The organism is Lactobacillus sp., assembly GCF_014803895.1.
This window is the reverse complement of sequence record NZ_JAAVAU010000003.1, coordinates 92,215-117,219: the sequence shown is the minus strand read 5'-3', so window position 1 is coordinate 117,219 and position 25,005 is coordinate 92,215. Positions and strand designations below refer to the sequence as shown.

The window sequence follows — 25,005 nt, the reverse complement described above, 5'->3', positions numbered from 1 at the left end:
CTCTTTAATCTCTACTTGTTTCTAGAATTGAGCCATCTTCGCCCATTCTAAATTTAACATTTTCATCAATCCATTTTCTTCTAGGAGCAACTTTATCACCCATTAAAGTTGTAACCCGTTTTTCAGCAAGTTGGGCATCATCGATCTTAACCCTAATCAAAGTTCTAGTTTCCGGATTCATAGTTGTTTCCCAAAGTTGATCAGCATTCATTTCACCTAGACCTTTAAAACGCTGCAACGCAAACCCGCGACCAAATTCCTTAGAATCTTCAGCTAATTCTTCATCAGTCCAAGCGTACTTAATCTTAGCTTTCTTACCGTTGCCCTTTTGAAGTTTATATAAAGGAGGCAGGGCAATATATACCCGACCGGCTTCAATCATTGGCCGCATATACCGATAGAAGAAAGTTAAAAGTAAAATTTGAATGTGAGCACCATCTGTGTCGGCATCAGTCATAATGATAACTTTATCATAATTTGCATCATCAATATTAAAATCTGATCCTACACCTGCACCAATGGTATGAATCATTGTGTTAATTTCTTCATTTTTAAAAATATCTTGCAACTTAGCTTTTTGGGTATTCAAAACTTTACCTCGCAGAGGTAAAATCGCTTGAAATTTTCGGTCTCGACCTTGCTTGGCAGATCCCCCAGCAGAATCCCCCTCAACTAAGAATAGTTCATTTTTCTTAGGGTTTCTTGATTGAGCAGGAGTAAGTTTTCCTGAAAGAATCTCTTTCTTACGACGTTTTTTACCACTCCGACTTTCATCACGTGCCTTCTTAGCAGCTTCACGTGCATCACGTGCTTTTTGGGCTTTTTGAACTAAGCTCTGAGCGAATTCACCATTTTCCATTAAATAGTAAGACAGTTGTTCATACACTATACTATCTACTACACTACGTGCTTGAGGGGTACCTAACTTACCTTTGGTTTGACCTTCAAATTCAAGCAACTCTTCAGGAATTTTAACTGATAGAACTGCACTTAAACCTTCACGATAGTCCGACCCATCTAACCCTTTTTCTTTATTCTTTAAAAGGCCTTGTTTTCTAGCATAGTCGTTAAAGGCGCGAGTAAAACCACTTCTGGCTCCAGCTTCATGGCTACCACCATCAGGAGTACGAACATTATTAACAAATGAAACAAAGTTTTCAGAATAGCCATCATTATACTGACCAGAAAATTCTACCTCAATGCCATTTTGCTTGCCCTCAAAGTAAAAAACATCCCCCATGGTATCTTTACCTTCGTTGAGATAAGAAACAAAGGACTTGATTCCATTATCATATAAAAATTCATCATGATGCTCTGGTTCGCGTTCATCAGTTAAAGTAAACTTAACTCCCTTCAATAGGAACGCAGATTCCCTAATTCTTTCTTGAATTGTTTCATAATTATACTTAGTTGTTGAAAAAATAGTTGGGTCTGGCTTGAAAGTAATAGTTGTACCTGTCTTATCCTTAGTTGGTCCCAAATTCTTTAAAGTTCCAACAGGATGACCACCATTCTTAAATTCTTCTTCATAAGCAACTCCATCACGAACAACTCTAACTTTGAGCCATTCAGACAAAGCATTAACAACAGATGATCCTACACCATGCAGACCACCGGAAGTTTGATAATTTTTTTCAGTAAATTTACCACCAGCATGAAGTACAGTTAAAATAACTTCAATTGTCGGAATACCGGAGGGATGCATCCCTGTGGGCATTCCTCGTCCAAAATCTTGAACAGTTACGGAATTATCTTTATGAATCGTAACATTAATCTCTTTACCATACCCTGCCATTGCTTCATCGACAGAGTTATCTACTATTTCATAAACCAAGTGATTAAGACCATAACGGTCAGTAGATCCGATGTACATCCCTGGACGTTTGCGTACAGCCTCAAGTCCATGCAAAATTTGGATGGATGAATCATCGTAAGTATTTATATTTTTATTTGCTTTGACCAAATAAATTCCTCCATTTTGTCTGACAATTAAAATCAACCCTACATATTACAGTAATCTTTGCTAAAATAGCTTTAGATTAAAACAAAAGGTTGAAGAATTATGTCTATTTTATATTATAGTCTAACGTTTATTTTAGCATACTTGATAGGATCCTTTCCTACAGGTGTGATAGTTGGTAAATTATTTTATCATGAAGACATTAGAAAATATGGTTCCGGTAATATCGGTACAACTAATTCATTTAGAGTGATGGGACCAATCGGTGGCAGCATTGTTTTGTTAATAGATGTTTTGAAAGGAACATTAGCCACTGATTTACCTCGTCTTTTTCATTTACATGGACCAAATTATTTATTACTTGCTGCGGGTATTTGTGCAATTTTAGGACATACCTTCCCTATCTTTTTAAAATTCAAAGGAGGAAAGGCAGTGGCAACTAGTGCGGGGGTATTTTTGGGATATAATCTCAAATTTTTTGGTGTTTGTGCCCTTATCTTTTTGCCGATACTTTTTGTCACGTCTTATGTCAGTTTATCAAGTTTAATATCAATTGTACTAATTTTTATATGTTCATTTTGGTTTCATGATATCTTTTTAACATCTATTGCAGGCGTAATGATGATTATTTTGTTTATTCGACATCGCGATAACATCAAGCGATTAATTCATCATAATGAAAATATCGTACCATTTGGTCTTTTATATTGGTATAAAAAAGCTCATCATCAATTAAAAAATAAATAGCTAGAGAAGAAAGGTCAGTAAACGCAATGTTTACTGACCTTTCTATTATATTTAATCCCCACAGTAATTTACTTAGGAGTGTCTTAATTGTTTCAAGCTTTCGCCAAAAATATCATCAATTACAGCTGGATCACGATGATCAAAGAATTGACTAACACCCTTATCGAGTCCAGCAATTTGTTTCATATCTTCTTGACTTAATTGAAAATCAAAAATATCCATATTTTCTTTTTGTCTTTCACTGTGAACAGACTTAGGAATTACCACAATACTTCTTTGAATCAACCACCGTAAGATAACTTGTCCCACAGTCTTATCATACTTTTCACCGATAGCTTTTAAAGTTTTATTACTGAAAATATTATCTTTACCTTCTGCAAAAGGTGCCCAAGCTTCAACCGCAATATCGCGACCTTGGAAATATTTTACATCATTAGTTTGTTGGAACCATGGATTAATTTCAATTTGATTAATTGCTGGTGAAACTTCATGTTCTAACTCTAAATTCATATATTGATCTGGTGCAAAGTTAGATACACCAATTGACTTAATCTTACCTGCACGTTGAGCTGCTTGCATAGCATCCCAAGCCCCATAAACATCACCATATGGTTGGTGCAAAAGCATCAAATCAATATAATCTGTACCTAATTCTTTTAAATCTTCATCAATAGCTTTAGTAGCTTTTTCAAAAGTATAATTTGAAACCCATAACTTAGTTGTTAAAAAGATATCTTCACGTTTAACACTACTATCTTTAATTGCCTCGCCAACTGCCTTTTGGTTATTATAGGCCTCTGCTGTATCAATCAAACGATAGCCATTGCTTAAAGCTTCCTCTACAGCCTTTTTAGCTTCATTATGATCTGGAATTTGGAAAACACCGAAACCTAATTGAGGCATTTGATTACCATCATTTAAAAATATATTTGTAACTTCAGTCATCGTAAATCTCCTCTCTTTACATTCCCAATTATACTTCTATTTATTCGCAAATGAACTATATCGGAAATAAATTTCCCCGTTTTCACCAGTTTGTAATATTAAACTTGTTTATCATGAAAGGCCATTGAAAAACCATTTTTCCAAGTTTCACCAGGCTTTAAATGATTCATACCTTTCTTATTTTCAAACTTACCATCACTATCTAAAGTGTCTGCAATTCCCCACCAAGGTTCAATGCAAATATAATCGGCAGTCTTAGGATATTGAGACCACAAACCAACAAATGGAGCATTATCCATCTTTACATTAATATGATAATCACTTTTATCAGTTCTAATAGAAACTTTCGTGGCATTTTTTAACTCAAATACCCAGGCATCGTCTTTAAATAAAAGATCACTAATTTCAAAAAGACTATCAGTTGCTACTAAAGAACGATGCTCCCAATCAAGTAAAGGTGCTTTAAGAGGGATACGAATATGATCAATAGAAGGTTCAAATTTAAAATAATAGTCATTCTTTTTGATACTGTCATTTGTAGGTAAATTAAAACCTGGGTGTCCACCAATACCAAAAATCATTTCCTTGTTACTAAGATTTGTTACCTTAAAATTTTCTTCAAGTAAGTTATTAAGCAAAGTGTAAGTAACACGTAACTCAAAATCAAATGGATACTGTTTCTTAGTTTCTTGGTTAGATTTAAGCAAGAAAGTAATTTGATCATCAGATTTACTTTCTACTTCAAATTTACTATCACGTGCAAAACCATGCTGGCCCATATGATATGTTTTACCATCGTAAGTATATTGATCGTCTTTCAAGCGACCAACAATTGGGAAAAGCACTGGTGCATGACGTCCCCAGACTTTAGAATCTGCTTGCCACATATATTCACGTTGACTATTATTATCGATTACACTTTGAACTTCAGCGCCATGATCAGATACTGTTACAGTTAAAAAGCTATTTTTTAATTTATGATCCATGATATTTCCAATCTTTTTATAAAATAAACTTAGTTAAGTCCTTATTGGTTATAATATCACTCAATTTTTCATCAACATATTTTTGAGTAATAGTGATTTCACCCATACTCATATCAGGACCTTCATAAAGAACATCTTCCAGTAATTTTTCAAGAATGGTAGCTAATCTTCTAGCACCGATATTATCAGTTCCTTGGTTTACTTCATAAGCAATTTCAGCAATACGGTCAATTGCTTCTTGAGTGAATACCAATTTAATACCATCTGCTTGTAAAAGTGCGATGTACTGTTTAAGGAGAGAATTTTGTGGATCTTTTAAAATTTTTACAAAGTCTTCTTGAGTCAAAGCATCTAATTCTACTCTGATTGGGAAACGACCTTGAAGTTCAGGAATTAAATCACTTGGCTTACTTTCAGCAAAAGCACCGGCTGCAATAAAAAGAATATGATCAGTCGATATTGGACCATACTTAGTTGAAACAGTAGATCCTTCAACAATTGGTAAAATATCACGTTGAACACCTTCACGAGAAACTTCACCACTCGTTTTCTTATTTCCGGCTGTAATTTTATCAATTTCATCAATAAAAATAATACCATTTTGCTGAGTACGCTCAATTGCACGTTGGTAAAGTGTATCGTAGTTAACTAACTTCTTAGATTCTTCTTGAATTAAAACTTCGCGAGCATCAGAAACCTTTAAAGTACGTTTTACAGTCTTTTTAGGCATCAAGTCAGTAAGCATGCTAGACATATCCATCCCCATCTGACCCATCATATCACTCATCGGATTAGCCTTTGGAGCTTGTTCCACCTCAATGGTTACCTCACGATTTTCAAGTAAACCTTTCTCTAATTGTTCTGCCACACTTAAACGTTGATTTCTAACCTCATCAGTAACTTCTTCATCATCTTGATTAGGTTGATTCAGATTAAAATTACCCGAGAGCATTTGCATCATTTGTTGCATTGAATTTTCACGATTTTCGCGCTTAATACCAGGAACAATTAATTTAACTAACTTATTATTAGCTTTCTTAGTTGCTGCAACTTTTACACGATCAAATTGGTCTTTTTCTTCCATACGAACAGCTTCTTCAACTAAGTCACGTACCATGGATTCAACATCACGGCCAACGTAACCTACTTCTGTAAACTTAGTTGCTTCCACTTTTACAAATGGTGCATCAACAATTTTAGCTAAACGCCGTGCAATTTCAGTTTTACCGACCCCAGTAGGACCAGCCATTAGCATATTCTTAGGGGTAATGTCTTGTTGCATTTGTTTAGGAAGTTGTAAACGACGATAGCGATTATACAAAGCAACAGCTACAGCCTTTTTAGCTTCATCTTGGCCAATAATGTATTCATTTAAAATATTAACAATTTGTTTGGGAGTTTTTTCTACAGTCAAAATAATCACCTAGATTTCATCAGTAATAATATGGTCATCAGTAAAAATATCAATACCTGAAGCGATTTGAACAGCTTCTTTAGCAATCTCACTGGCATTCATTCCTTCTGAGTGACGTGCCATTGCCAAAGCTGCAGCTTGAGCAAAGTTACCACCAGACCCAATTGCAACAACATCTTCATCAGGTTCTAACACTTCACCATTACCAGAAATAAGCAATAAATCTTTATCATTAAAAGCAATTAACATTGCTTCCAACTTAGCTAAGGTTGGATCTTTACGCCAACTTTGAGCCATCTCAACTGCTGCTCTTCTTAAATCACCTGAATAAGTTTCAAGTTTTCCTTCAAGCATTTCTTGTAAACTAACTGCATCGGCAACACCACCAGCAAAGCCAATTACGACTTTGTTGTGATAAATACGGCGAATTTTTTTAGCAGTAGCTTTAGCAATAACCTTTTCGCCTAAAGTAACTTGCCCATCACCTGCGATTGCAGTTTTACCATTATATCTAACAGAACAGATTGTTGTCATATTATTTTGCCTCGTCTTCTTTATTTTTTCTAGGAAAAAATTTTTGATATTCATTTTGCAAATGTTGCATGCTGACATGAGTATAAATTTGAGTAGTTGAAAGTGATTCATGTCCTAATAATTCTTGCACACTTCTTAAGTCAGCACCATTATTAATAAGCTCAGTTGCAAAAGAATGGCGCAACATATGGGGATGGACTTTTCCACCCACCCCAGCAGTCCTAAAGACTTTTTGCATAATGTATTCAATTCCACGACTGGTTAAATTTTTTCCTCTATTATTTAAAAAAACATAACCCTTATCTTCAGATTTTTCAAGTAATTGGTCTCGACCTTGCTCTAAATAATTATTGAGTGTAATTTTAGCTTGATCAGTAAAAGCTACATAGCGATCTTTTTTCCCTTTACCATGAACTAAAATTATATTTAAATCAAAATCTATCTGACTCAACTTTAAGTTTGCAATTTCACTTACCCGCATTCCGGTTACATAAAACAGTTCAAACATTGCTTTATTACGCAAAGTCAATGGCTTATTACCTTGTAAGCTATCAAAGACTTTTTTTAATTCATTCTGATAAAAAAAGTCAGGTAATTTTTTCTCACCGCTACGTAATGAAATTGTTTCAGTTGGATCAGATTTTAAGATTTCGCGCTTATTAAGATAGCCAAAAAAAGACCGCAAAGTCGACATCTTCCGTGCCTTAGTAGCTTGACTAACATTATTATTAGTCAAGTCTTGCAGAAATAATTCTACATCTCGCCTAGAAGTCTTATCCCAACCATCAAATCCACCATTTTTATCTAAAAAATATTGAAATTCTTTTAAATCACCTAGATAAGAGATTATTGTATTTTCACTATAAATACGTTCATTTTTTAAATAATCAACAAATTTTAAAATTAGTTGATTATTAGTCTGCAAAGTCATATTTAGTCAATTCTTTATCTCTAAATTCATCTAAGTCAGCCAAAGCTCGCTTAGAAATTTCTAAATGACGTTCTTGCTTATTTCTTACCTTATGATCAAGTCCTGGCAAGAGTGCATAAGATGCATTCATTGGTTGGAAATGTTTAGCACTTGTTGTAGTGATATAGTTAGCCATTGATCCCAAAGCAGTTGTCTTAGGGAAAACAATTGGTTGCTCATCACTAGCAGCCAAAGCCGCATTAATACCAGCTACTAAACCACTACCAGCACTTTCTACGTATCCTTCCACACCAGTCATTTGTCCAGCAAAAAAGAGATTCTGTTGCTTCTTAGCTTCATAGCTAGCATTCAATACTTCTGGACTTGCAATGTAAGTATTACGGTGCATTTTACCATAACGTACAAAACGGGCATTTTTTAAACCTGGAATCATTGAGAAAACACGCTTTTGTTCACCATACTTAAGATGAGTTTGAAAACCAACAATATTATACATACTTGCACTAGCATTATCTTGCCGTAATTGTACTACTGCATATGGTGTTTTTCCAGTCTTGGGGTCCTCTAACCCTACAGGCTTAAGCGGACCAAAAAGCATTGTTTTTTCACCACGTTTAGCCATTACTTCAATTGGCATACAACCTTCAAATACATTCTTATCTTCAAATCCATGAAGCTCTGCAGTCTCTGCAGCAATTAAATTCTTGTAAAAGTTGAAAAACTCTTCTTTAGTCATTGGACAGTTAAGATAAGCTGCCTCACCTTTATCATAGCGAGATTTTTTATAAACAATATTTTGATCTATTGATTCGCTATCTACAATTGGAGCAGCTGCATCGAAAAAGTGTAGACTATCAGTGCCACAAAATTCTTGAATTTGCTGTGCTAAACTATCACTAGTTAACGGTCCAGTAGCTACCACAACAATCCCATCTTTAGGAATTTCAGTAATCTCTTCCTCGTGAATAGTCACATTTGGTAGAGATTTTAGCGTTGCAGTAACTTTTTGAGAAAATTTATCACGATCAACTGCTAGTGCTCCACCAGCAGGAACCGCAGTTTCATCAGCAGCTTTTAAAATAAGTGAATCTAAGTGTCGCATTTCTTCTTTTAAAAGTCCTACAGCATTAGATAATTGATTAGACCTCATAGAATTAGTACATACTAATTCGGCAAATCCCGCAGTGTGGTGAGCAGGAGTTTGTTTTTGTGGACGCATTTCATAAAGATCAACTTCAATTCCACGTTTAGCCAATTGCCAGGTAGCTTCACTACCTGCCAGACCTCCTCCGATAACTGTAACTTTTTTTGGCATTTAGATTTTCCTTTCTTTTTTAGGATGGGAATACATACCCTATATTAAAAAGAATACCATCAAACCGCTTTCAATTCGATGGCATCTTTATAATTTTTCTTAAAAATTATTCTTCCTTAGGTTCTTCGCGGTAATCTCCATTTGGGCAAAGAACCACTAATCCTTTTTTAGTCTTCTTTTGAACTAAGAAATGACCATCATTTGGACAATCACGTCCAATTGGTTGATCCCAGGATACGAAATCACATTCTGGATATCGTGAACAACCATAGAATTTACGATTGCGCTTAGATTTCTTTTCGACAACTTCACCTTTTTTGCATTTAGGACAAATTACACCAATTTTTTTAATAATTGGCTTAGTATTACGACAATCTGGGAAGCGAGAGCAAGCATAGAATTTACCATATCTTCCCATCTTGATAACCATTGGCGCTCCACATATATCACAATTAAAGCCGGCTGGTTCATCCTTAATTTGGATCTTTTCAATTTCAGTATCAGCCTTCTTTAATTCTTTAGAAAATGGCTTGTAATATTCATCAACGACCTTGACCCAATTCATTTTTCCAACTTCAACATGGTCCAAATCATCTTCTAACTGAGCGGTAAAGTCGACATTAACAATATCTGGGAAAAATTCTTCAATTAAACTATCAACAATTTCACCTAATTCAGTAGGGACAATTGAACGACCTTCGAGCTTAACATAGTAACGACGTTGAATTGTATCAATTGTTGGTGCATAAGTTGATGGTCGACCCACTCCATTAGCTTCAAGCGCATGAACTAAACTAGCTTCGGTATAACGAGCTGGAGGTTGAGTAAAGTGTTGACGGTCATCAGTACTCTTTAATTTAACCTTATCACCTTCGTTTAAATCAGGTAGCTCTTTACTCTTTTCTTTTTCATTATCATAAACCTTGGTAAAACCAGCAAACTTCATTTTAGAACCAGTTGTTCTAAAAGTTACACTATTTTGCTCAATATCTGCTCTTACCGTATCGTAAACAGCCGGTGTCATTTGACTAGCAATGAAACGAGCCCAAATCAAACTATAAAGACGGTATTCTTCAGTTGTTAAGTATTCTTTTATTGATTCCGGAGTTCTAAAAGCAGAAGTTGGTCGAATTGCTTCGTGAGCATCTTGAGCTTCAGCATCATTTTTAAAGTTTTGCGGTTTAACTGAAGCATACTCTTCCCCATATTGTTCATGGATAAAATTAGAAGCTTCATGTTTAGCAACACTAGCAATTCGTTTGGAATCAGTACGCATATAAGTAATTAGACCAACAGAGCCTTTACCTAAATTAACTCCTTCATATAATGATTGAGCAATGCGCATAGTTCTTCGTGTACGATAACCCAAACGTTTATTAGCCTCTTGCTGCATGGTTGATGTAGTAAATGGAGCTGCCGGTTGACGGCGACGTTGCTTTTTAACAACTTTGGTAACTTCAAAATTTTTGCGCTTATCAATTCTAGCAAGAATTTCTTTAACACTATCTTGATTTGGTAAATCAATCTTTTTACCATTTAGTCCATAAAACGAACCAATAAATTTTTTTTGATTCTTATTAAATTCACCATCAATAGTCCAATATTCTACTGGTTTGAAATTTTTGATTTCTTTTTCACGATCAATAACTAGCTTTAAAGCAACTGACTGAACACGACCAGCAGACAATCCTTTTTTTACTTTAGCCCATAAAATTGGGCTTAATGAATAACCTACTAGACGATCAAGTACACGGCGCGCTTGTTGTGCATCAACAATATCCATGTCAATTGTTCTTGGATTTTTAAAAGCATTCTTAACAGCATCTTTAGTAATTTCATTAAAGGCAACACGATTATGTTCTTTAGGATCCAAATTCAAAGCATGAGCTACGTGCCAAGCAATTGCTTCCCCCTCACGATCCGGGTCAGAAGCCAGATAAACATACTTTGCTTTTTTAGCTTCACTCTTTAAATCTTTAATTGTTTCACCTTTACCACGAATAGAAATATATTTAGGCTGATAATCATGGTCGATATCAACTCCCATTTGTGATTTTGGTAGGTCACGAATATGTCCTTTAGAAGCAATTACATGGTAATTACTTCCAAGATATTTTTCAATTGTTTTTGCTTTATGTGGAGATTCCACAATTACTAAGTTCTTTTTCTTTTTAGCAGGCATTATGATGCCCCTTCCTTGCACTTATTCTCTTTACATGTATAAATTACCAGAAAACACAACCTTGTCAACTACCACCTTTCTTCTAAGTCATAATTAACAATTGGTTGGGCTCCTGCTGCAATCAAGTAATTCGGTCCTTGAGATAACTCATTATCTATCGGACCAGGAATAGCAAAAATATTACGATTCTCTTCTAACGCAATGTTAGCAGTAATAAGAGAACCAGATTTTTTCTTAGCCTCAGCTACAATAACATTTTCACTTAACCCTGCTAATATGCGATTCCTTTCTGGAAAACGGAATGGCATGGGTGGTGTATCAGGTAAATATTCACTAAGTAACAGACCACGTCGAAAAATTTCTTCTTGTAGTGCTTGATTTTGAGCAGGATAAAAATGATTCAAGCCATTTCCAATGACAGCAATAGTTTTACCACCATTGGCAAGCGTTTCTTCATGAGCAATTGCATCTACTCCTTTAGCCAGTCCACTTGCAATAACATACCCATCTTTAATTAGCTTAGGGATTATTTTTCTTAAAACTTTTCGACTATAAAATGTAGGTGTACGAGAACCTACAATAACAGTAATTTTCCGAGAAAGCAATTTTAAATCACCGCGAGCAAATAAAATCAATGGTGGTTGATAGCTTTCTCGGAGTTGATTAGGATATATTTTATCAAAAATTGTGACAACATGACATTGATTTAAAATTTGTTTAACCCAATTTGTTAATTCTTGATTATTGAATGCGTCTAATACTTTCTCTTTTAAGTTAAGAGGCAAGTTTATTTTTTCAATTGCTAATCTAGTTACTTCATCAACTTCTCCTAATTCTGCCATTATTCTCTGCATCCCTTGATAGCCGATTCCTTTTTTTAATTTTAAGCGTAAATAAAATTCTTTTTGATTCATACCAAAAATAAACCTCCACTTTCTTATACGGAAAAAGTAGAGGTTTTAGCGTTTATTTTTCAAAAAAATCGCTTACTGGTGCAAAAGTTTTACGATGTATAGGAGTAGGGCCATATTTATGTAAAGCAGCAATATGGTCCTTAGTACCATAACCAGCATTATGAGCAAAATCATATTCTGGATACTTTTCTCCATAAGCTTTCATTAAGTTATCTCTAAATACTTTAGCTACAATACTGGCAGCAGCGATTGAATTAGATTTACTATCACCTTTAATCAAAGAAGTTTGCGGCAAATCAACTGGTACATTCATTGCATCGACTAAGAGAGCATTAGGTTTAACACTTAGACCTTCAACAGCATGCTTCATTGCAAGGCGGTCAGCTTCATAGATGTTGATTTTATCGATAATATCATTATTAGCTAAGCCTACACTTACACTAATCGCTTTATCTAATATTTTTGGAAAAAGTTCTAATCGCTTTTTATGTGATAATTTTTTAGAATCATTGACCTCAATTAAATCAAAATCTGGTGAAATAATAACTGCAGCCGTTACTACCGGACCTGCTAAAGGACCACGTCCTACTTCATCAACACCTGCTACAAGTTGATTATTTGCCCAAAATTGTCTCTCATAGTTAAATCTTTTTTGAAATGATGCTAATTTTTGTTGGTATTTTTCTTGGCGCTTATAATAACTACTTAGTAATTTTTGGACACCCTTACGTGGATCTTCTTGTAATGATGTTAATTGTTCTTCCGGAATCTCATCTTGCTTTAGTAATTCTTTGATTTCATTAATTGTCATCTTAAATCTAGCGTAATCCTTCCAATTTTACCCTTTCGAAATCTTTGTAACATATATAATGAAAAACGTTCATAATCATCCCGCATACCATATTTTTGTGTCATTGCTAACATCAAATCTACATCATTAAATTGTTCCAGTGATTCCTTATCAAAACGAGCAAATTTACATAAATCATTAAGGTAATGTTCTCGCAAAAATTTAATTAAAAACATTGCTACATCATCTGCATGAAAAATATTATCTTTAATAGCACCACAGGCTGCTAATTTATAACCTACTTCCTGATCAGAAAACTTAGGCCATAAAATACCTGGTGTATCCAAAATTTGAACGCTAGAATTAGATGTTTTCAACCAGCTTTGTCCCTTAGTTACTCCTGGTTTATCTCCCACAATCGCAGCATTTCTCCCAACCATTCGGTTGATAATAGTAGATTTTCCACAATTAGGTATTCCAGCAATTGCAACTCTAATGGTTGGATGAGCTGCCCCTTTAGCTACTAACTTATCAATTTTTTCCTTTCCTGCAAGTTTAATAATCTTAAACAAAGTGCTCATATTAGTATTATGTTGTGCATCTAAAGAAAGCACAAAGTTACCTTGCTCTTGAAAATAATGAGTCCAGCGTTTAGTTTGAAGCGGATCTGCTAAATCTGACTTATTTAATATCACAATGTGCGGCTTTTTCTTAGTTAAATTACCAATCATTGGATTACGAGAAGAAACAGGTAATCGCGCATCTAAAACTTCAATAATTACATCAATTAGGTCTAAATTATCTTCTAGTTGATTTTTAGCCTTATTCATGTGACCTGGATACCATTGAATAGTTCCCATTTTTTTACACCTTCTAATTTACTTTCAGACTTAATGCCTTTTTCAAGGCTGGATTTGATTGACTAGCTCTTTGTGCAGCTAGCAAGTATAACCGCTGAATAGTCGAGCTAGTTACTTTTCCATTAACAGTTAACCCTTGTGACTTTTGGAATTTGACTACACTTGCTTGAGTTGCACTATCATATACCCCAGTAATATTATTTTTTAAATATCCAAGGGCAGTAAGATATTGCTGTAGAATCGCAACGTCTAATCCCATCATATTCTTTTTAAGAGTTTGGTTAGATTGGAATTGTGGTAATTGTGAAAATTTGGATTCTTTGGTTTTATAAGTTGGCTTGATTCCTTTATGGTTAATCCATGTCCCATTAGGTGTTAACCACTTAGCAACAGTATATTTGTATTCTACATTATCACTATTACCCACTTGTTGAACTGTACCTTTACCATACGAAGTTTGTCCCACAGTAACGGCCCGGTTATTTTCTACTAGAGCAGCTGTAAAGATCTCACTAGCACTTGCTGTCTGATCATTGATTAAGATGATTGGCTTTAAGCTAGTCTTATACCCACCTGAAAGCTTCTTAGATGACTTAATAATTTCTTGACTATTACGGCTTTGATAACGCATTAAAACTTTACCATTTGGTACAAAATAAGAAGCTGCCTCTAAGGCACTGTTCATTACTCCACCAGGATTATCCTGCAAGTCAATAATAAGCTTAGGTGTTTTTTTAGGATTAATTTGCTTAAGAGCCGCTTTAAGATCTTTAGCAGTATTAACATCAAACTGGGTAATTGTAATAATTGTTGCTTGTCCTTGAGTTTTAACTGTTAAACTGGATTGAGAAATTGTAGCGCGAGTCAAAGTTACTATAAACTTAGTATTATTACGTTTCAATTGTAATTTAACTTTTGTCCCTTTTTTGCCCCGTACTAATTCGGCAACTTTATTAAATTGACTAGCAGAAACTTTTTTACCATCTACACTTACAATTTCATCCCCAACTTTAATATTACTCTTAGAAGCTGGAGAATCAGCGACAATGGATTCCACTAAAATTTTATTGTTTTTGACAGTCATTTGAATCCCTACACCGCCAAAGTTAGATCCCTCAACCAAACTATTAATCTGTTGCTGACTTTGTCCAGTAAGAGCTTGGGAGTAAGGGTCATTTAAGCTGTTAAGCATCCCATTAACTGCTCCTTGAGTTAATTGCTTAGTGGAAACCTTTTTATAATATGTCGTTTGTAGTTGATTATATACTTTTTCTACATTAGCTAAAGGCGAATTATCTTGTTGGTATTTCATAATACCATAAGTAGCTCCACTACCAATTGCTAAACTAACTAATATAGTGATGGCAAATTGAGCAGTTTTAGGAAGTTTAAACTTATTTTTTACCTTAGACTTTTCATTATCATCTGGTTGGTCTTTTTTATCTAATTTTGTCATAATTTTATCCTTAGTTCATCTTATCAAGATACATTTGATAAGCATCATCAAAAATAGTCATACGGGGTAAATACCCTGCATTTAATTCAAGATAATTAGAAATTTCTTCATAATCCTGACTTTGACGTGGAAAACTACTATCATGTTGTGCATTATTAGCAAATTCTGCAATATCATTATGAGAATCCGGATCACGTTGCGTCATCAAAAAACGATAAAAACTTTCACGATAAGCCATTTTTTACTCCGTATAATAAATAATTGCGTATGCGCCTTCACCCGCATGTGTAGCAATAATTGGACTAGTTTGTTGGACTAAAACATCGATATCGGGATTTATATCTTTAATTTTTGCAGCTAATTCTTCCATCTCTTTAGGAGTATTAACATAAGAAATACCTACGGCTTTAATGGTATTTTTATTTTGCGCAATATCGTTTAAAACCCGCTCATCAAAACGTTTAGAGAATTTTTTACCACGGCCTTTCTTGGCGACAATTAAATCCCCTCCTGGCATTTGTAACACAATTCGAATATTAAGTAATGTGGCAATTGTACCAGAAACTTTACCCAAACGACCGCCTTTGATAATATTTTTTAAATCAACGACCATCATTTCCAAGGTTTGATTTTCAATAATTTGGTTAACATGAGTCACAATTTCATCCATTGACTTACCAGCTTGAGCATCTTTAGCTGCAGCTAATACTTGAAAACCTTCCCCGCGATCAGTCATTTGCGAATCAATTAAAGTAATTTGATTTTCTTTACCAATGATATTTACTGCTTGTCTAGCAGCCTCGATAGTACCACTTAAGTTATGTGATAAAAAAATACCGATCACTTGATCATCTTCATTTTTAGTTAATTCATTAAAAGTCTTTTCAAATACACCAATTGCTGGTTGGCTAGTCTTGGGAAGTTCAACAGAATGGAGCATTTTTTCAACAAATTCACTTCGAGTAATATCTACACCGTCAGTGTAAGTTTCTTTATCAATTGTGATTGTTAGTGGAACAACTGTAATATCATATTTTTCAATTTCTTCAGTAGTTAATTGCACTGAGGAGTCAGTTACAACTTTAATATTTGCCATAAATTGGTCCTTCATTTCTCTTAGGATTTGAATTAGAAATTAAAACTTTTTTCTAATGTGATAGAATTTAGCTTATAGATACAAGTTTTAGTATATCAAAAATCTAAAACTGAGTTAAAAAGAATTATGGGAGAATACGTATGTCGATTAAAGATTTATGGAGAGAACCAACTAATCGCTCGAAAACTTATAATATTATAGATAATGTTTTAAGTGCTGTCACGCATGGAATCGGTTTTGGACTGTCAGTAGCTGGATTAGTAATTCTCATTGTAGTAGCTGCCCAAAGTGGTAACCCAATGAAAATTGTTTGCTTTACTTTATATGGATCAAGTTTAGTTTTATTATATTTATTCTCTACCTTGTATCACAGTCTTGTTTTTACTAAAGCGAGAAAAGTTTTTCAAATATTTGATCATTCATCAATCTTCATTTTAATTGCTGGCTCCTATACTCCTTATACTTTGGTAGCAATTGGTGGAGCGAAAGGATGGGTATTATGGAGTATTATTATTGCCCTATCCGTGTTTGGAATCTTATTTTATATCTTTAATCAAGGCAAACATGTAGCTTTAGATACAGTAACATATGTCTTAATGGGATGGATGGTTATCTTCGCTAGTGCAGACTTATATCCTGTTTTAGGACCCACAGGCTTTTGGCTCTTAGTAGGTGGTGGAATTGCCTATACTATTGGTGCAATTTTATTTTCAATGCGTCGTATTCCCTATATTCACGTGATTTGGCATTTATTTGTAATGCTCGGTTCTATCTTGATGTATTTCTCAATTTTATTATATGTTTAAAAAAGTCGGAGTGACAAACTCCGACTTTTTTATTCATGTTCAAGAATAAATTGATTAATTTCTTCTGGTTTATTTGCTATTTCACCTTCAACTACAGCACGGGTGATTTCACGTAGTAAATATCCTACTTTGGGACCAGCGGGAATTCCACTGGTAAGCAAAGTTTTACCATCAACAACTAAATCTTTTTGTTTCTTAATTGGCAAAGCTTCATAACGGTCGACCAAGGCACTTCCATTAATTGGCTGGCCTAAAATATGGGCTAAATCAATTGTTAAAATGATTGTTTTTAAATCTCTTTGGAACAAATCATAATTAGTTGGAATTCCTAAACTAATTAAATCAAAAAATTCTACAATTTTGGCAACTTGTCTTTCCATTGCGTTTGAATTTTTCCATGTACGCATAAATTTAGGAATATCCTGATTATCTATTTTAAGAAGAATAATCATTAATGCCCATAAATTTTCTTCAGTCATAGGACTAAAAGTTAATTGAGTAAAGATAGAAAGTAATTCTTTTTTTCCTTTGAAATAAGGTACTTCTTCTGATAAACCAGTATCTAAAAAAACTTTAAAAGCTCTTTTACTACCACTAGCAATTCCCATCTTAACAAATTCATCCCGAATACGTTCAACTGAAATTTTTGAAAGCAATGCATGGTTATCTTTAATTGCTTGGTAAGTTTTTTCTTCAAGATCAAATTCAAGTTGACTCATAAAGCGGACAGCACGCATCATCCTTAGAGCATCTTCATGGAACCTATTTTCGGCTATACCAACAGCTTTTATCACTTGGCGGTCTAAGTCTCCAACTCCATCAAAATGATCAATGATATTACCTTCTATGTCCATTGCTAATGCATTAATGGTGAAGTCACGGCGTTTCAAATCCTCAGAAAGATTTTGCACAAAAGTAACATGATCAGGTCGACGATAGTCTTGATATCCCGACTCTGTTCTAAAAGTTGTAATTTCGTAGCTATTGCCATTGTACAAAATAGTTACCGTTCCATGCTTAATCCCTGTATCAATTGTTTTATTAAAAATATGCTTAATTTCCATTGGATAAGCGCTAGTTGCAATATCTACATCATGAATATGGCGATCTAATAAAAGATCTCTAACGCTTCCACCCACAAAATATGCTTCATAACCCGCTTCGTTAATTTTTTTTAAAACTGGTAAAGCTTCAGTAAAAACTGTGGGTAAATTTGTAATTTTCATATAAACTCCTTAAATTGCTTTAGGCACCCCTGTGCCAAGAAAAAGAAAGTCTAATTATTAAAAATATATCTTTTCCTGTATATATATCTATTATAAACTATATAAACTAATTTTTTAACTTAGACTGGAGTTTATTACCTTTATAACTGATCAAATAAATCTTGCATTTCATCATCTTCAGGGACAAGTTTAAGATATTTTTGTAGTAATTCTTTAGTAATATCATTGTTACCAACTTCTCTAAAGAAAATAATCATTTGCTTTAAGAAACTAGTATTTTCTTGAAAAGCTGGATATGCAAGTAAAAATTCACCCTGAGCTTTCTCGTAATCCTCCATTCTTTGATAAGATAGTGCTCGATTCCAGTGAGCCTGTGGTTCAAGTTGGTCATCATCAAGATTTTTAAATAAAGCTAAATTATCTTCATCTTTTCCTTCAAGTAAATAAAGATTAGACAATTGCAACCGCAAATCACTGTTATCTGGTGCGACCTTTAATCCTTTGCGTAACAAACGCTCTGCTTCGTCTAGACGATTTAAATTGGCTGCTGCCTTAGATCCCAGGCCATACAAGGTCTCATCAAACTCATTATATGAAAGACCAGTTTGAGCTGTTCTGAGGACTTCTTCATTATTATCTTCATTCATATAAGCCTGGGCAAGCAAAGGATATGCATTAACATAATCGGGCTGAGTTTCAATTACTTGATCGAAATAATTAATTGCTGCCTTATTGTCGTTAGCAGACAACATAATTAAACCTGCTTCATAAAGAGCGTCAATACTCAGAATATCATTACTATGGTCTCTTAATTCTTGTGCAGCTGCTTCATAATCACCTAATTTAGCTAAACAAGCTGCAATTCTTTGACTTATTACTACTTCACCAAATGTTTTATTATTTTTAGCTAATTCTTGATAATATTTTAAGGCATCAGAATAATTTCCACTTAAATAATCTAATTCAGCTAAACCAAATGTGATAGCATCTTCTTCTGGCGCTATTTTTTTAGCTTGTAGGAGTTTTTGCTTTGCTGTTTCAATCAAACCATTAGTTTGATAATAATCAGCTTGAGCAAGTAAGCTTTCTAAATATGCATCACTGGTTGAAGAAATATTGTAAAGTAAGGTTAAACCATCATCTTCATAACCATCGTTTAAAAGAATTTCAGCCAAATAAACTTTAAAAAGATCTTCATGGGGAAATTTTGCAATTAATACACGATAAATTTGCTTCGCTAAATCAGTAAAGCCCATGTCAGTTAAATTATCAGCTAAAGAAGCTAATATTTCTGGATTATCATTATCTAGAGCTTGTTCTAATAAAATTTGATTATTGGAAAAATCATGATTTTGAATTGCATCTAACAATTGTTCTGAATATGACATAAAATGCCACCCTTCTTTTTATTTTTATACGATAATTGTACACAAAAAAAGCGTTAAGCCCAAAAGCTTAACGTTTTTCTGTGAAATCAATAGATAATTTCAAAATTATTTAACTGCGTCCTTAAGAGCCTTACCTGGCTTAAATGCAGGAACCTTAGATGCTGGAATTTGAATTTCAACACCAGTTTGTGGATTACGACCCTTACGAGCTGCGCGATCACGTACTTCAAAAGTACCGAAGCCGATCAATTGAACCTTTTCGCCTTTAGCAAGATTTTCTTGGATAGAATTAAAAATTGCATCTACAGCAGCAGCAGCATCTTTTTTAGTTAAGTTAGTCTTTGAAGAAACTTCTGAAACTAATTCAGCTTTATTTGCCATTCTGATTCACCTCCTGATTTGAACTTTTTAAGATAAAGTTCAAAACTTGTCTTCATAAAAATATGAAAAAGGAAGAATGATGACTACCAATCATTAGTCCCTGCATTAAAGTTAGCACAGAACTATTGATGCCACAAGCTTTTTTAACTAATATCTTAAAAATTTAAGCAAAATTAAGTGTAACATTATTTTCTCTTACGCGCCATAATTTTTATTGGTGTTCCAATAAAATCAAAGTTTTGTCGTAATTGATTAATTAAGAAACGTTGATATGAGAAGTGCAGCAACTCAGGTTCATTGACAAATACAACAAATGAAGGTGGATTAGTAGCTACTTGAGTCATATAGTAAATTCTTAGTCTTTTACCATTAACTAATGGTGTTGGGGTGATTCTAGTAGCTTCTAATAGTAAGTCATTAAGTACACTAGATTGAATACGACGATTTTGGTTTTCATGAACTTCTTTAACAAGATTTAGAATTTGTGGCACACGTTGGCCAGTTTTAGCTGATACAAATATAATTGGTGCATAATCCAAATATTGAAATTCTCTTCTAATCGTAGCCGTAAAATCTTGCATTGTAGTACTATTTTTTTCTGGTAAGTCCCACTTATTAACTACAATAATAACACCACGTCCAGCATCATGAGCATAACCTGCCACATGTTTATCTTGCTCACGAATTCCAGTACTTGCATCTAACACTAAGAGTGTAATATCACTATTCTCAATTGCACTCATTGCACGCATAACAGAATATTTTTCTGTCTTTTCATAAACTTTACCACGTCGTCTAATGCCGGCAGTATCAACGATAGTATATTTTTCACCATCATGTTTAAAGCTAGTGTCAATAGCATCACGAGTAGTACCCTCAATATTAGAAACAATTACACGTTGTTCACCTAAAATTGCATTAACAAGTGAAGATTTTCCCACATTTGGCCGACCAATTACACTAAAGCGAATAGAATCGTCCTCGTGTTGATTGGCTTTGTCACCAAATTGAGCAACAATAGCATCTAATAAATCACCAATACCAGTTCCATGTCCACCAGATACTGGTATTGGATCGCCAAAGCCTAAACTATAGAAATCATAAATGTCATTTCGTTGCTCTGGATTATCAGCTTTATTAACGGCTAAAATAACAGGTTTTTTAGTGCGATAAAGCATCTTAGCAATAGTTTCATCCATATTAGTCATATGGTTGGTTACATCGCCTAACATTACAATTACATCAGCTTCATCTATTGCAATCTCTGCTTGAGCTTTAATTTGTTCTTCAATTTCACCTTCATTGAGGGTGATACCACCCGTATCAATTAAGATAAATTCATGTCCCATCCACTCTGCTCGAGAATAAATTCTATCTCTAGTTACTCCAGCTTCATCTTCAACAATAGCTACACGAGAATTAATGATTCTATTAAATAATGTAGATTTACCCACGTTTGGTCGACCTACAATTGCTACAACTGGTAATGACATATTTAATGCTCCTTTCTCTTGATAAAAAAAAAGCTGACGATAGCCAGCTTTTTTAATTAAATGAAATTAATCGTTGTCTTTAAGTTGATCACCGATGATATCACCTAATGCAAAACCATTGTCGTTATTGTCGCTCATGTACTTTTCAGTAACTGAATCTTGGCGACGACGACGTGGACGTTCTTCACTCTTAGCATTTGGATCAGCTTGCTTAATTGACAATGAAATTCTTCTGTCACTTGGGTCAATGTTCAAAACTTTAACCTTAACAGTTTCTCCAGCCTTTAAAACATCGCTTGGCTTGTCAACGTGCTTGTTTGAAATTTCAGAAACGTGAACTAAACCTTGGATACCTTCAGCAACTTCAACAAATGCACCAAATGCAGTTAAAGTCTTAACTTCACCTTCAATAATATCACCTTCGGTTAAGCCGGAAGTTGCTTCTTCAAATGGAGATGGCAAAGTTTGCTTAATTGAAAGGGAGATGCGGTGTCTATCGTTGTCGATACCGATAACCTTAACTGTAACATCTTGACCAGCCTTCAAAACATCACTTGGCTTGTCAATGTGCTTGTAAGAAATTTCAGAGATGTGAACTAAACCATCAACACCACCAACATCAACGAATGCACCGAAACCAGTTAAACGTGAAACTTTACCTTCAACAGTGTCGCCAACAACTAATTGGTTAGCAACATTTTCAAATGCTTCTTCACGTTCTTTTTCGATTAAATCTTTTCTAGAAAGAATCAAACGGTTCTTGTTAGGATCAATTTCAGTGATCTTTAAGTTCATCTTCTTGCCAATGTATGGCTTCAAATCTGACACATAACGGTTAGAAATAAGTGAAGCTGGTAAGAAACCTCTAGTACCAACATCTACTAATAAACCACCACGTACGGCACCAGTTACAGTACCTTCAACAGTCTTACCTTCTTCGAAGACCTTTTCTAATTCCTTGTAAGCTTCTCTTTCCTTCAAGCGAGTTACGGAGAAGAAGAATTCACCGTTTTCCTTATCGCCGCCAGCTCTTCTAAGAACTAAAGCCTTGAACTTGTCACCTGGTTTTACTAATTCGCGTAAATCTGCGTTACGATCTACAGTAAATTCGCGCTTAGTGATGACACCTTCAACACCTGCGTTTTCTACACCAACAGCAATTTGGCCGTCTTCAACATCTAAAACTTCAACGTCTACGATGTTACCAACTTCGACTCCTTGCATTTCTTTTAAAGCATCTAAGAATTGATTACTATTATCTGACATAAGTACCTCCCAATATCATGTTCCATTTTAAAGTAATTAAGAAAATATTTCTACTGTTTTGCTTAATTTTTTTGTTTTTTTTCAATTAAATTTGTGATTTCCCCTACAACTTCATCAATAGTCATATTAGTTGTGTCCAACTCTATTGCATCGTCGGCTTTTTTTAGAGGTGAAATTTTACGGTGAGAATCTTTATAGTCTCTTACTTCGATATCATGTTCAATATCTTTAAGATCTTGGTGAATACCTTTTTCTTGAAAATCCAAGAAACGGCGTTTTGCTCTAGACTCTACACTAGCAATTAAGAAGATTTTTACATCTGCGTCCGGCAAAACCGTAGTTCCAATATCACGTCCATCCATGATAACATTATTCTTTCCGGCCATTTCACGTTGAAGTTCAACCATCTTCTCACGAACTCCAGCTAAAGCAGAAACTTGAGATACATTCTCAGTAATTTCTGGTGTACGAATTGCCAAAGATGCATCCTCACCATTTACAAAAACTTTTTGTTCTCCTGCTTCATTTTTAAAATCAATTGTACTTTGATCAATTAATTTTAAAATTTCTGCTTCATTTCCGTAATCAACATGGTTATTGCGCGCTATCAGAGTACATGCTCTATACATTGCACCAGTGTCGATGTAAATAAAAGATAAATTTTTAGCAACAATTTTTGCAACTGTGCTTTTCCCAGCTGATGCTGGTCCATCAATCGCTACTTGCATTAAATACAATAGGTCCTTTCTTTGTTTCTAACTAAGAATTTTAACATATAAAAAAATAAAAAACAGAATTATTTTTATAATCCTGTTTTACTTATTATTCGATTAGAAATGTTTCTTTACAAAATTATCAAGCGTTGGCAAACAAGCCTTGGCTAAAAGGATGACAATTATACTGTTGATTACTCCTTTTATTAAGTTAAATGGAATAATGACAGTTAAAATATATGTCAATAAAGTTGAATTCAGCTTAAAACCCATCATCGTAATATACATTGGCATCAAAATAAAATAATTAGCTAATGACATAATGATTGTTAAACAAATGGTACCCACTGCTAAACCTAAAACTTGATAGCTTAGCTTACGAGGATTTTTCTTACTAATGTAGTAAAAAGGTAAGATATAAGCAAGTGAGGCAAGTAAAGCTGCAAGGTCACCTACTGCAGAAATTGGATTAAAGCCTGAGAATGCTAAATTACAGATTGTCTTAATAAGAGCAATCATACTCCCACCAAATGGACCAAATACTAAAGTGCTTAAAGCAACCAAGCTATCTGACAAATCTACTTTTAAATAATCAAAACCAGGTAAAATCGGAATTTCTATTTTCATAATTAAAAATGCCAGTGCACCAAGCATTGCCCAACTGACCCAATACGATAGTTTATAACCATTGATATTTTCTTTTCTTTGCATTTTAAAACCTCCTGCACAAGAAAAATAGAGGTCCGTTGCTTCAGCAACAGACCTCGATATGAATGGCATTCAAAATATCAGTCTGTCTTCTTCCATCTAGACTATACTATCGGTATCAGGATTACACTGATTCGGCACAAAGGCTCGCGGACTGTTACCGCCGGTCTGGAATTTCACCATGCCCTGAAGACAACTTACTCTTTAATTACTTTTTATAAGTACATTATACAATCTTTGTAAATAAAAAACTAGTCCTTAGACTAGTTTTCATCGTTACTACTGCTATTATCATCATCTGTCACTTTAATAGTTTGACCGATAACTACATTATTTTGTTTAGAAATACCATTAATCTTCATTAACTCATCAACAGTAGTATTATTAGCTTTAGCAATTTCTGATAGAGTATCGCCCTCTTGAATAGTGTAATTACCATTACTATCAGCTTTATAGTCAGAATCACTTGAAGAGTTAGAAGAAGTGGAACTACTACTTTGACTTTGATCAGTAGTTGAGGACTCTTGCGTATCAACTTCTTGAGACTGAGAGCTTGAGCTTGACTGACTCGTATCTATTGAGGAACTACTTTGAGTAAGAGATTTTTTAGACTTTTTCTTTTTAGTAGTTTTTTTAGATTTAGAAGTACTTTTACTTGTTTCAGCTGGTTGAACACTCTTTTCAGCAATATTTTGGCTTTGATTATTATGCAGTTTAGCACCCAAAATTGGGACAGCGGCAATTAAAATAATTGCCACAATAATAATACCTGCCCAAATTTGTGGGTGTCCTTTTTTATCTTTACGCTCTTCACGAGCATATCTTTGACTTCGTGAAGTGGTTGGTCTTTCATAATGCTTATACGGGCCCTTTTCTTGAGGCTTTTTACTCATC

At 34.3% G+C, this 25,005-nt stretch carries 24 protein-coding genes and 1 riboswitch; of the genes, 2 read left to right on the top strand and 22 right to left on the bottom strand.

The features are described from left to right. Nucleotides 1-4: 4 nt before the first annotated feature. Nucleotides 5-1,963, bottom strand: coding sequence for a DNA topoisomerase IV subunit B (gene parE / locus HDR40_RS01320; RefSeq protein WP_290625530.1), 1,959 nt, complete (start codon nt 1,961-1,963; stop codon nt 5-7). A 99-nt stretch (nt 1,964-2,062) separates the two neighbouring features. On the opposite strand from parE, the gene plsY reads away from it, so the two are divergent. Continuing rightward, a complete protein-coding gene (gene plsY, locus HDR40_RS01315) occupies nt 2,063-2,707 on the top strand; it encodes a glycerol-3-phosphate 1-O-acyltransferase PlsY (protein WP_290625528.1) in 645 nt (214 codons plus the stop codon). Nucleotides 2,708-2,779: 72 nt separating this feature from the next. Here the strand turns inward: plsY and HDR40_RS01310 are convergent, their stop codons facing one another. The 13 genes from HDR40_RS01310 to HDR40_RS01250 form a co-directional block, all read right to left on the bottom strand. After that, nucleotides 2,780-3,652 carry an aldo/keto reductase gene (locus tag HDR40_RS01310; protein WP_290625526.1) on the bottom strand — a complete coding sequence of 291 codons (873 nt, stop codon included), beginning with the start codon at nt 3,650-3,652 and terminating at the stop codon, nt 2,780-2,782. Between the two features lie 98 nt (nt 3,653-3,750). Continuing rightward, nucleotides 3,751-4,638: an aldose 1-epimerase family protein gene (locus HDR40_RS01305; protein ID WP_290625524.1), complete on the bottom strand. Its 888-nt coding sequence runs from the start codon at nt 4,636-4,638 to the stop codon at nt 3,751-3,753. A gap of 16 nt (nt 4,639-4,654) precedes the next feature. After that, complete coding sequence (gene hslU, locus HDR40_RS01300) at nt 4,655-6,052, bottom strand: ATP-dependent protease ATPase subunit HslU (RefSeq protein ID WP_290625522.1); 1,398 nt, start codon at nt 6,050-6,052, stop codon at nt 4,655-4,657. 9 nt (nt 6,053-6,061) lie between these two features. Next, entirely contained in the window at nt 6,062-6,586 is a 525-nt protein-coding gene (hslV, locus tag HDR40_RS01295; RefSeq protein ID WP_290625520.1) for an ATP-dependent protease subunit HslV, read from the bottom strand. 1 nt (nt 6,587) lies between these two features. Then, nucleotides 6,588-7,517, bottom strand: coding sequence for a tyrosine recombinase XerC (gene xerC / locus HDR40_RS01290; protein ID WP_290625518.1), 930 nt, complete (start codon nt 7,515-7,517; stop codon nt 6,588-6,590). Then, the gene (trmFO, locus tag HDR40_RS01285; RefSeq protein WP_290625516.1) at nt 7,501-8,832 is read right to left on the bottom strand and encodes a methylenetetrahydrofolate--tRNA-(uracil(54)-C(5))-methyltransferase (FADH(2)-oxidizing) TrmFO; all 1,332 of its coding nucleotides are present in this window, start codon (nt 8,830-8,832) and stop codon (nt 7,501-7,503) included. Before trmFO ends, xerC begins: the two co-directional genes overlap by 17 nt. Before the next feature lie 106 nt (nt 8,833-8,938). Beyond that, on the bottom strand, nt 8,939-11,014 hold the full coding sequence (topA, locus tag HDR40_RS01280; protein ID WP_290625514.1) for a type I DNA topoisomerase: 2,076 nt from the start codon (nt 11,012-11,014) through the stop codon (nt 8,939-8,941). Nucleotides 11,015-11,082: 68 nt separating this feature from the next. Next, a complete protein-coding gene (dprA, locus tag HDR40_RS01275) occupies nt 11,083-11,928 on the bottom strand; it encodes a DNA-processing protein DprA (protein WP_290625512.1) in 846 nt (281 codons plus the stop codon). Nucleotides 11,929-11,980: 52 nt separating this feature from the next. After that, nucleotides 11,981-12,739 carry a ribonuclease HII gene (locus tag HDR40_RS01270; RefSeq protein WP_290625510.1) on the bottom strand — a complete coding sequence of 253 codons (759 nt, stop codon included), beginning with the start codon at nt 12,737-12,739 and terminating at the stop codon, nt 11,981-11,983. Then, on the bottom strand, nt 12,736-13,578 hold the full coding sequence (gene ylqF / locus HDR40_RS01265) for a ribosome biogenesis GTPase YlqF (RefSeq protein ID WP_290625508.1): 843 nt from the start codon (nt 13,576-13,578) through the stop codon (nt 12,736-12,738). The genes HDR40_RS01270 and ylqF overlap by 4 nt, the downstream gene beginning before the upstream one ends. Nucleotides 13,579-13,591: 13 nt before the next feature. Beyond that, nucleotides 13,592-15,034 (bottom strand): S41 family peptidase, encoded by a 1,443-nt coding sequence (locus HDR40_RS01260; protein WP_290625507.1) that lies wholly within the window; start codon nt 15,032-15,034, stop codon nt 13,592-13,594. Nucleotides 15,035-15,044: 10 nt separating this feature from the next. Next, a complete protein-coding gene (locus tag HDR40_RS01255) occupies nt 15,045-15,272 on the bottom strand; it encodes a YozE family protein (RefSeq protein ID WP_290625505.1) in 228 nt (75 codons plus the stop codon). Nucleotides 15,273-15,275: 3 nt separating this feature from the next. Beyond that, nucleotides 15,276-16,130, bottom strand: a complete 855-nt coding sequence (locus tag HDR40_RS01250; protein WP_290625503.1) for a DegV family protein — start codon at nt 16,128-16,130, stop codon at nt 15,276-15,278. 140 nt (nt 16,131-16,270) lie between these two features. Between HDR40_RS01250 and HDR40_RS01245 the strand changes: the two genes are divergently transcribed. Next, on the top strand, nt 16,271-16,936 hold the full coding sequence (locus tag HDR40_RS01245; protein WP_290625501.1) for a hemolysin III family protein: 666 nt from the start codon (nt 16,271-16,273) through the stop codon (nt 16,934-16,936). 29 nt (nt 16,937-16,965) lie between these two features. Here the strand turns inward: HDR40_RS01245 and HDR40_RS01240 are convergent, their stop codons facing one another. The 8 genes from HDR40_RS01240 to HDR40_RS01205 all read right to left on the bottom strand — a co-directional run bounded on the left by HDR40_RS01240 (nt 16,966) and on the right by HDR40_RS01205 (nt 25,004). Beyond that, the gene (locus HDR40_RS01240; protein WP_290625499.1) at nt 16,966-18,162 is read right to left on the bottom strand and encodes a CCA tRNA nucleotidyltransferase; all 1,197 of its coding nucleotides are present in this window, start codon (nt 18,160-18,162) and stop codon (nt 16,966-16,968) included. 140 nt (nt 18,163-18,302) lie between these two features. Beyond that, on the bottom strand, nt 18,303-19,550 hold the full coding sequence (locus tag HDR40_RS01235; RefSeq protein WP_290625497.1) for a tetratricopeptide repeat protein: 1,248 nt from the start codon (nt 19,548-19,550) through the stop codon (nt 18,303-18,305). A gap of 105 nt (nt 19,551-19,655) precedes the next feature. Next, nucleotides 19,656-19,931, bottom strand: coding sequence for an HU family DNA-binding protein (locus HDR40_RS01230; RefSeq protein ID WP_290625494.1), 276 nt, complete (start codon nt 19,929-19,931; stop codon nt 19,656-19,658). 185 nt (nt 19,932-20,116) lie between these two features. Continuing rightward, nucleotides 20,117-21,424, bottom strand: coding sequence for a ribosome biogenesis GTPase Der (gene der, locus HDR40_RS01225; protein WP_290625492.1), 1,308 nt, complete (start codon nt 21,422-21,424; stop codon nt 20,117-20,119). 66 nt (nt 21,425-21,490) lie between these two features. Continuing rightward, complete coding sequence (rpsA, locus tag HDR40_RS01220; RefSeq protein WP_290625490.1) at nt 21,491-22,690, bottom strand: 30S ribosomal protein S1; 1,200 nt, start codon at nt 22,688-22,690, stop codon at nt 21,491-21,493. 62 nt (nt 22,691-22,752) lie between these two features. After that, nucleotides 22,753-23,418 (bottom strand): (d)CMP kinase, encoded by a 666-nt coding sequence (gene cmk / locus HDR40_RS01215; protein ID WP_290625633.1) that lies wholly within the window; start codon nt 23,416-23,418, stop codon nt 22,753-22,755. 102 nt (nt 23,419-23,520) lie between these two features. Further along, nucleotides 23,521-24,114, bottom strand: coding sequence for an ECF transporter S component (locus HDR40_RS01210; RefSeq protein WP_290625488.1), 594 nt, complete (start codon nt 24,112-24,114; stop codon nt 23,521-23,523). Between the two features lie 80 nt (nt 24,115-24,194). Continuing rightward, a riboswitch (FMN riboswitch) is annotated at nt 24,195-24,309 on the bottom strand. 65 nt (nt 24,310-24,374) lie between these two features. Next, nucleotides 24,375-25,004, bottom strand: a complete 630-nt coding sequence (locus HDR40_RS01205; protein WP_290625486.1) for a LysM domain-containing protein — start codon at nt 25,002-25,004, stop codon at nt 24,375-24,377. Nucleotide 25,005: the final 1 nt, after the last annotated feature.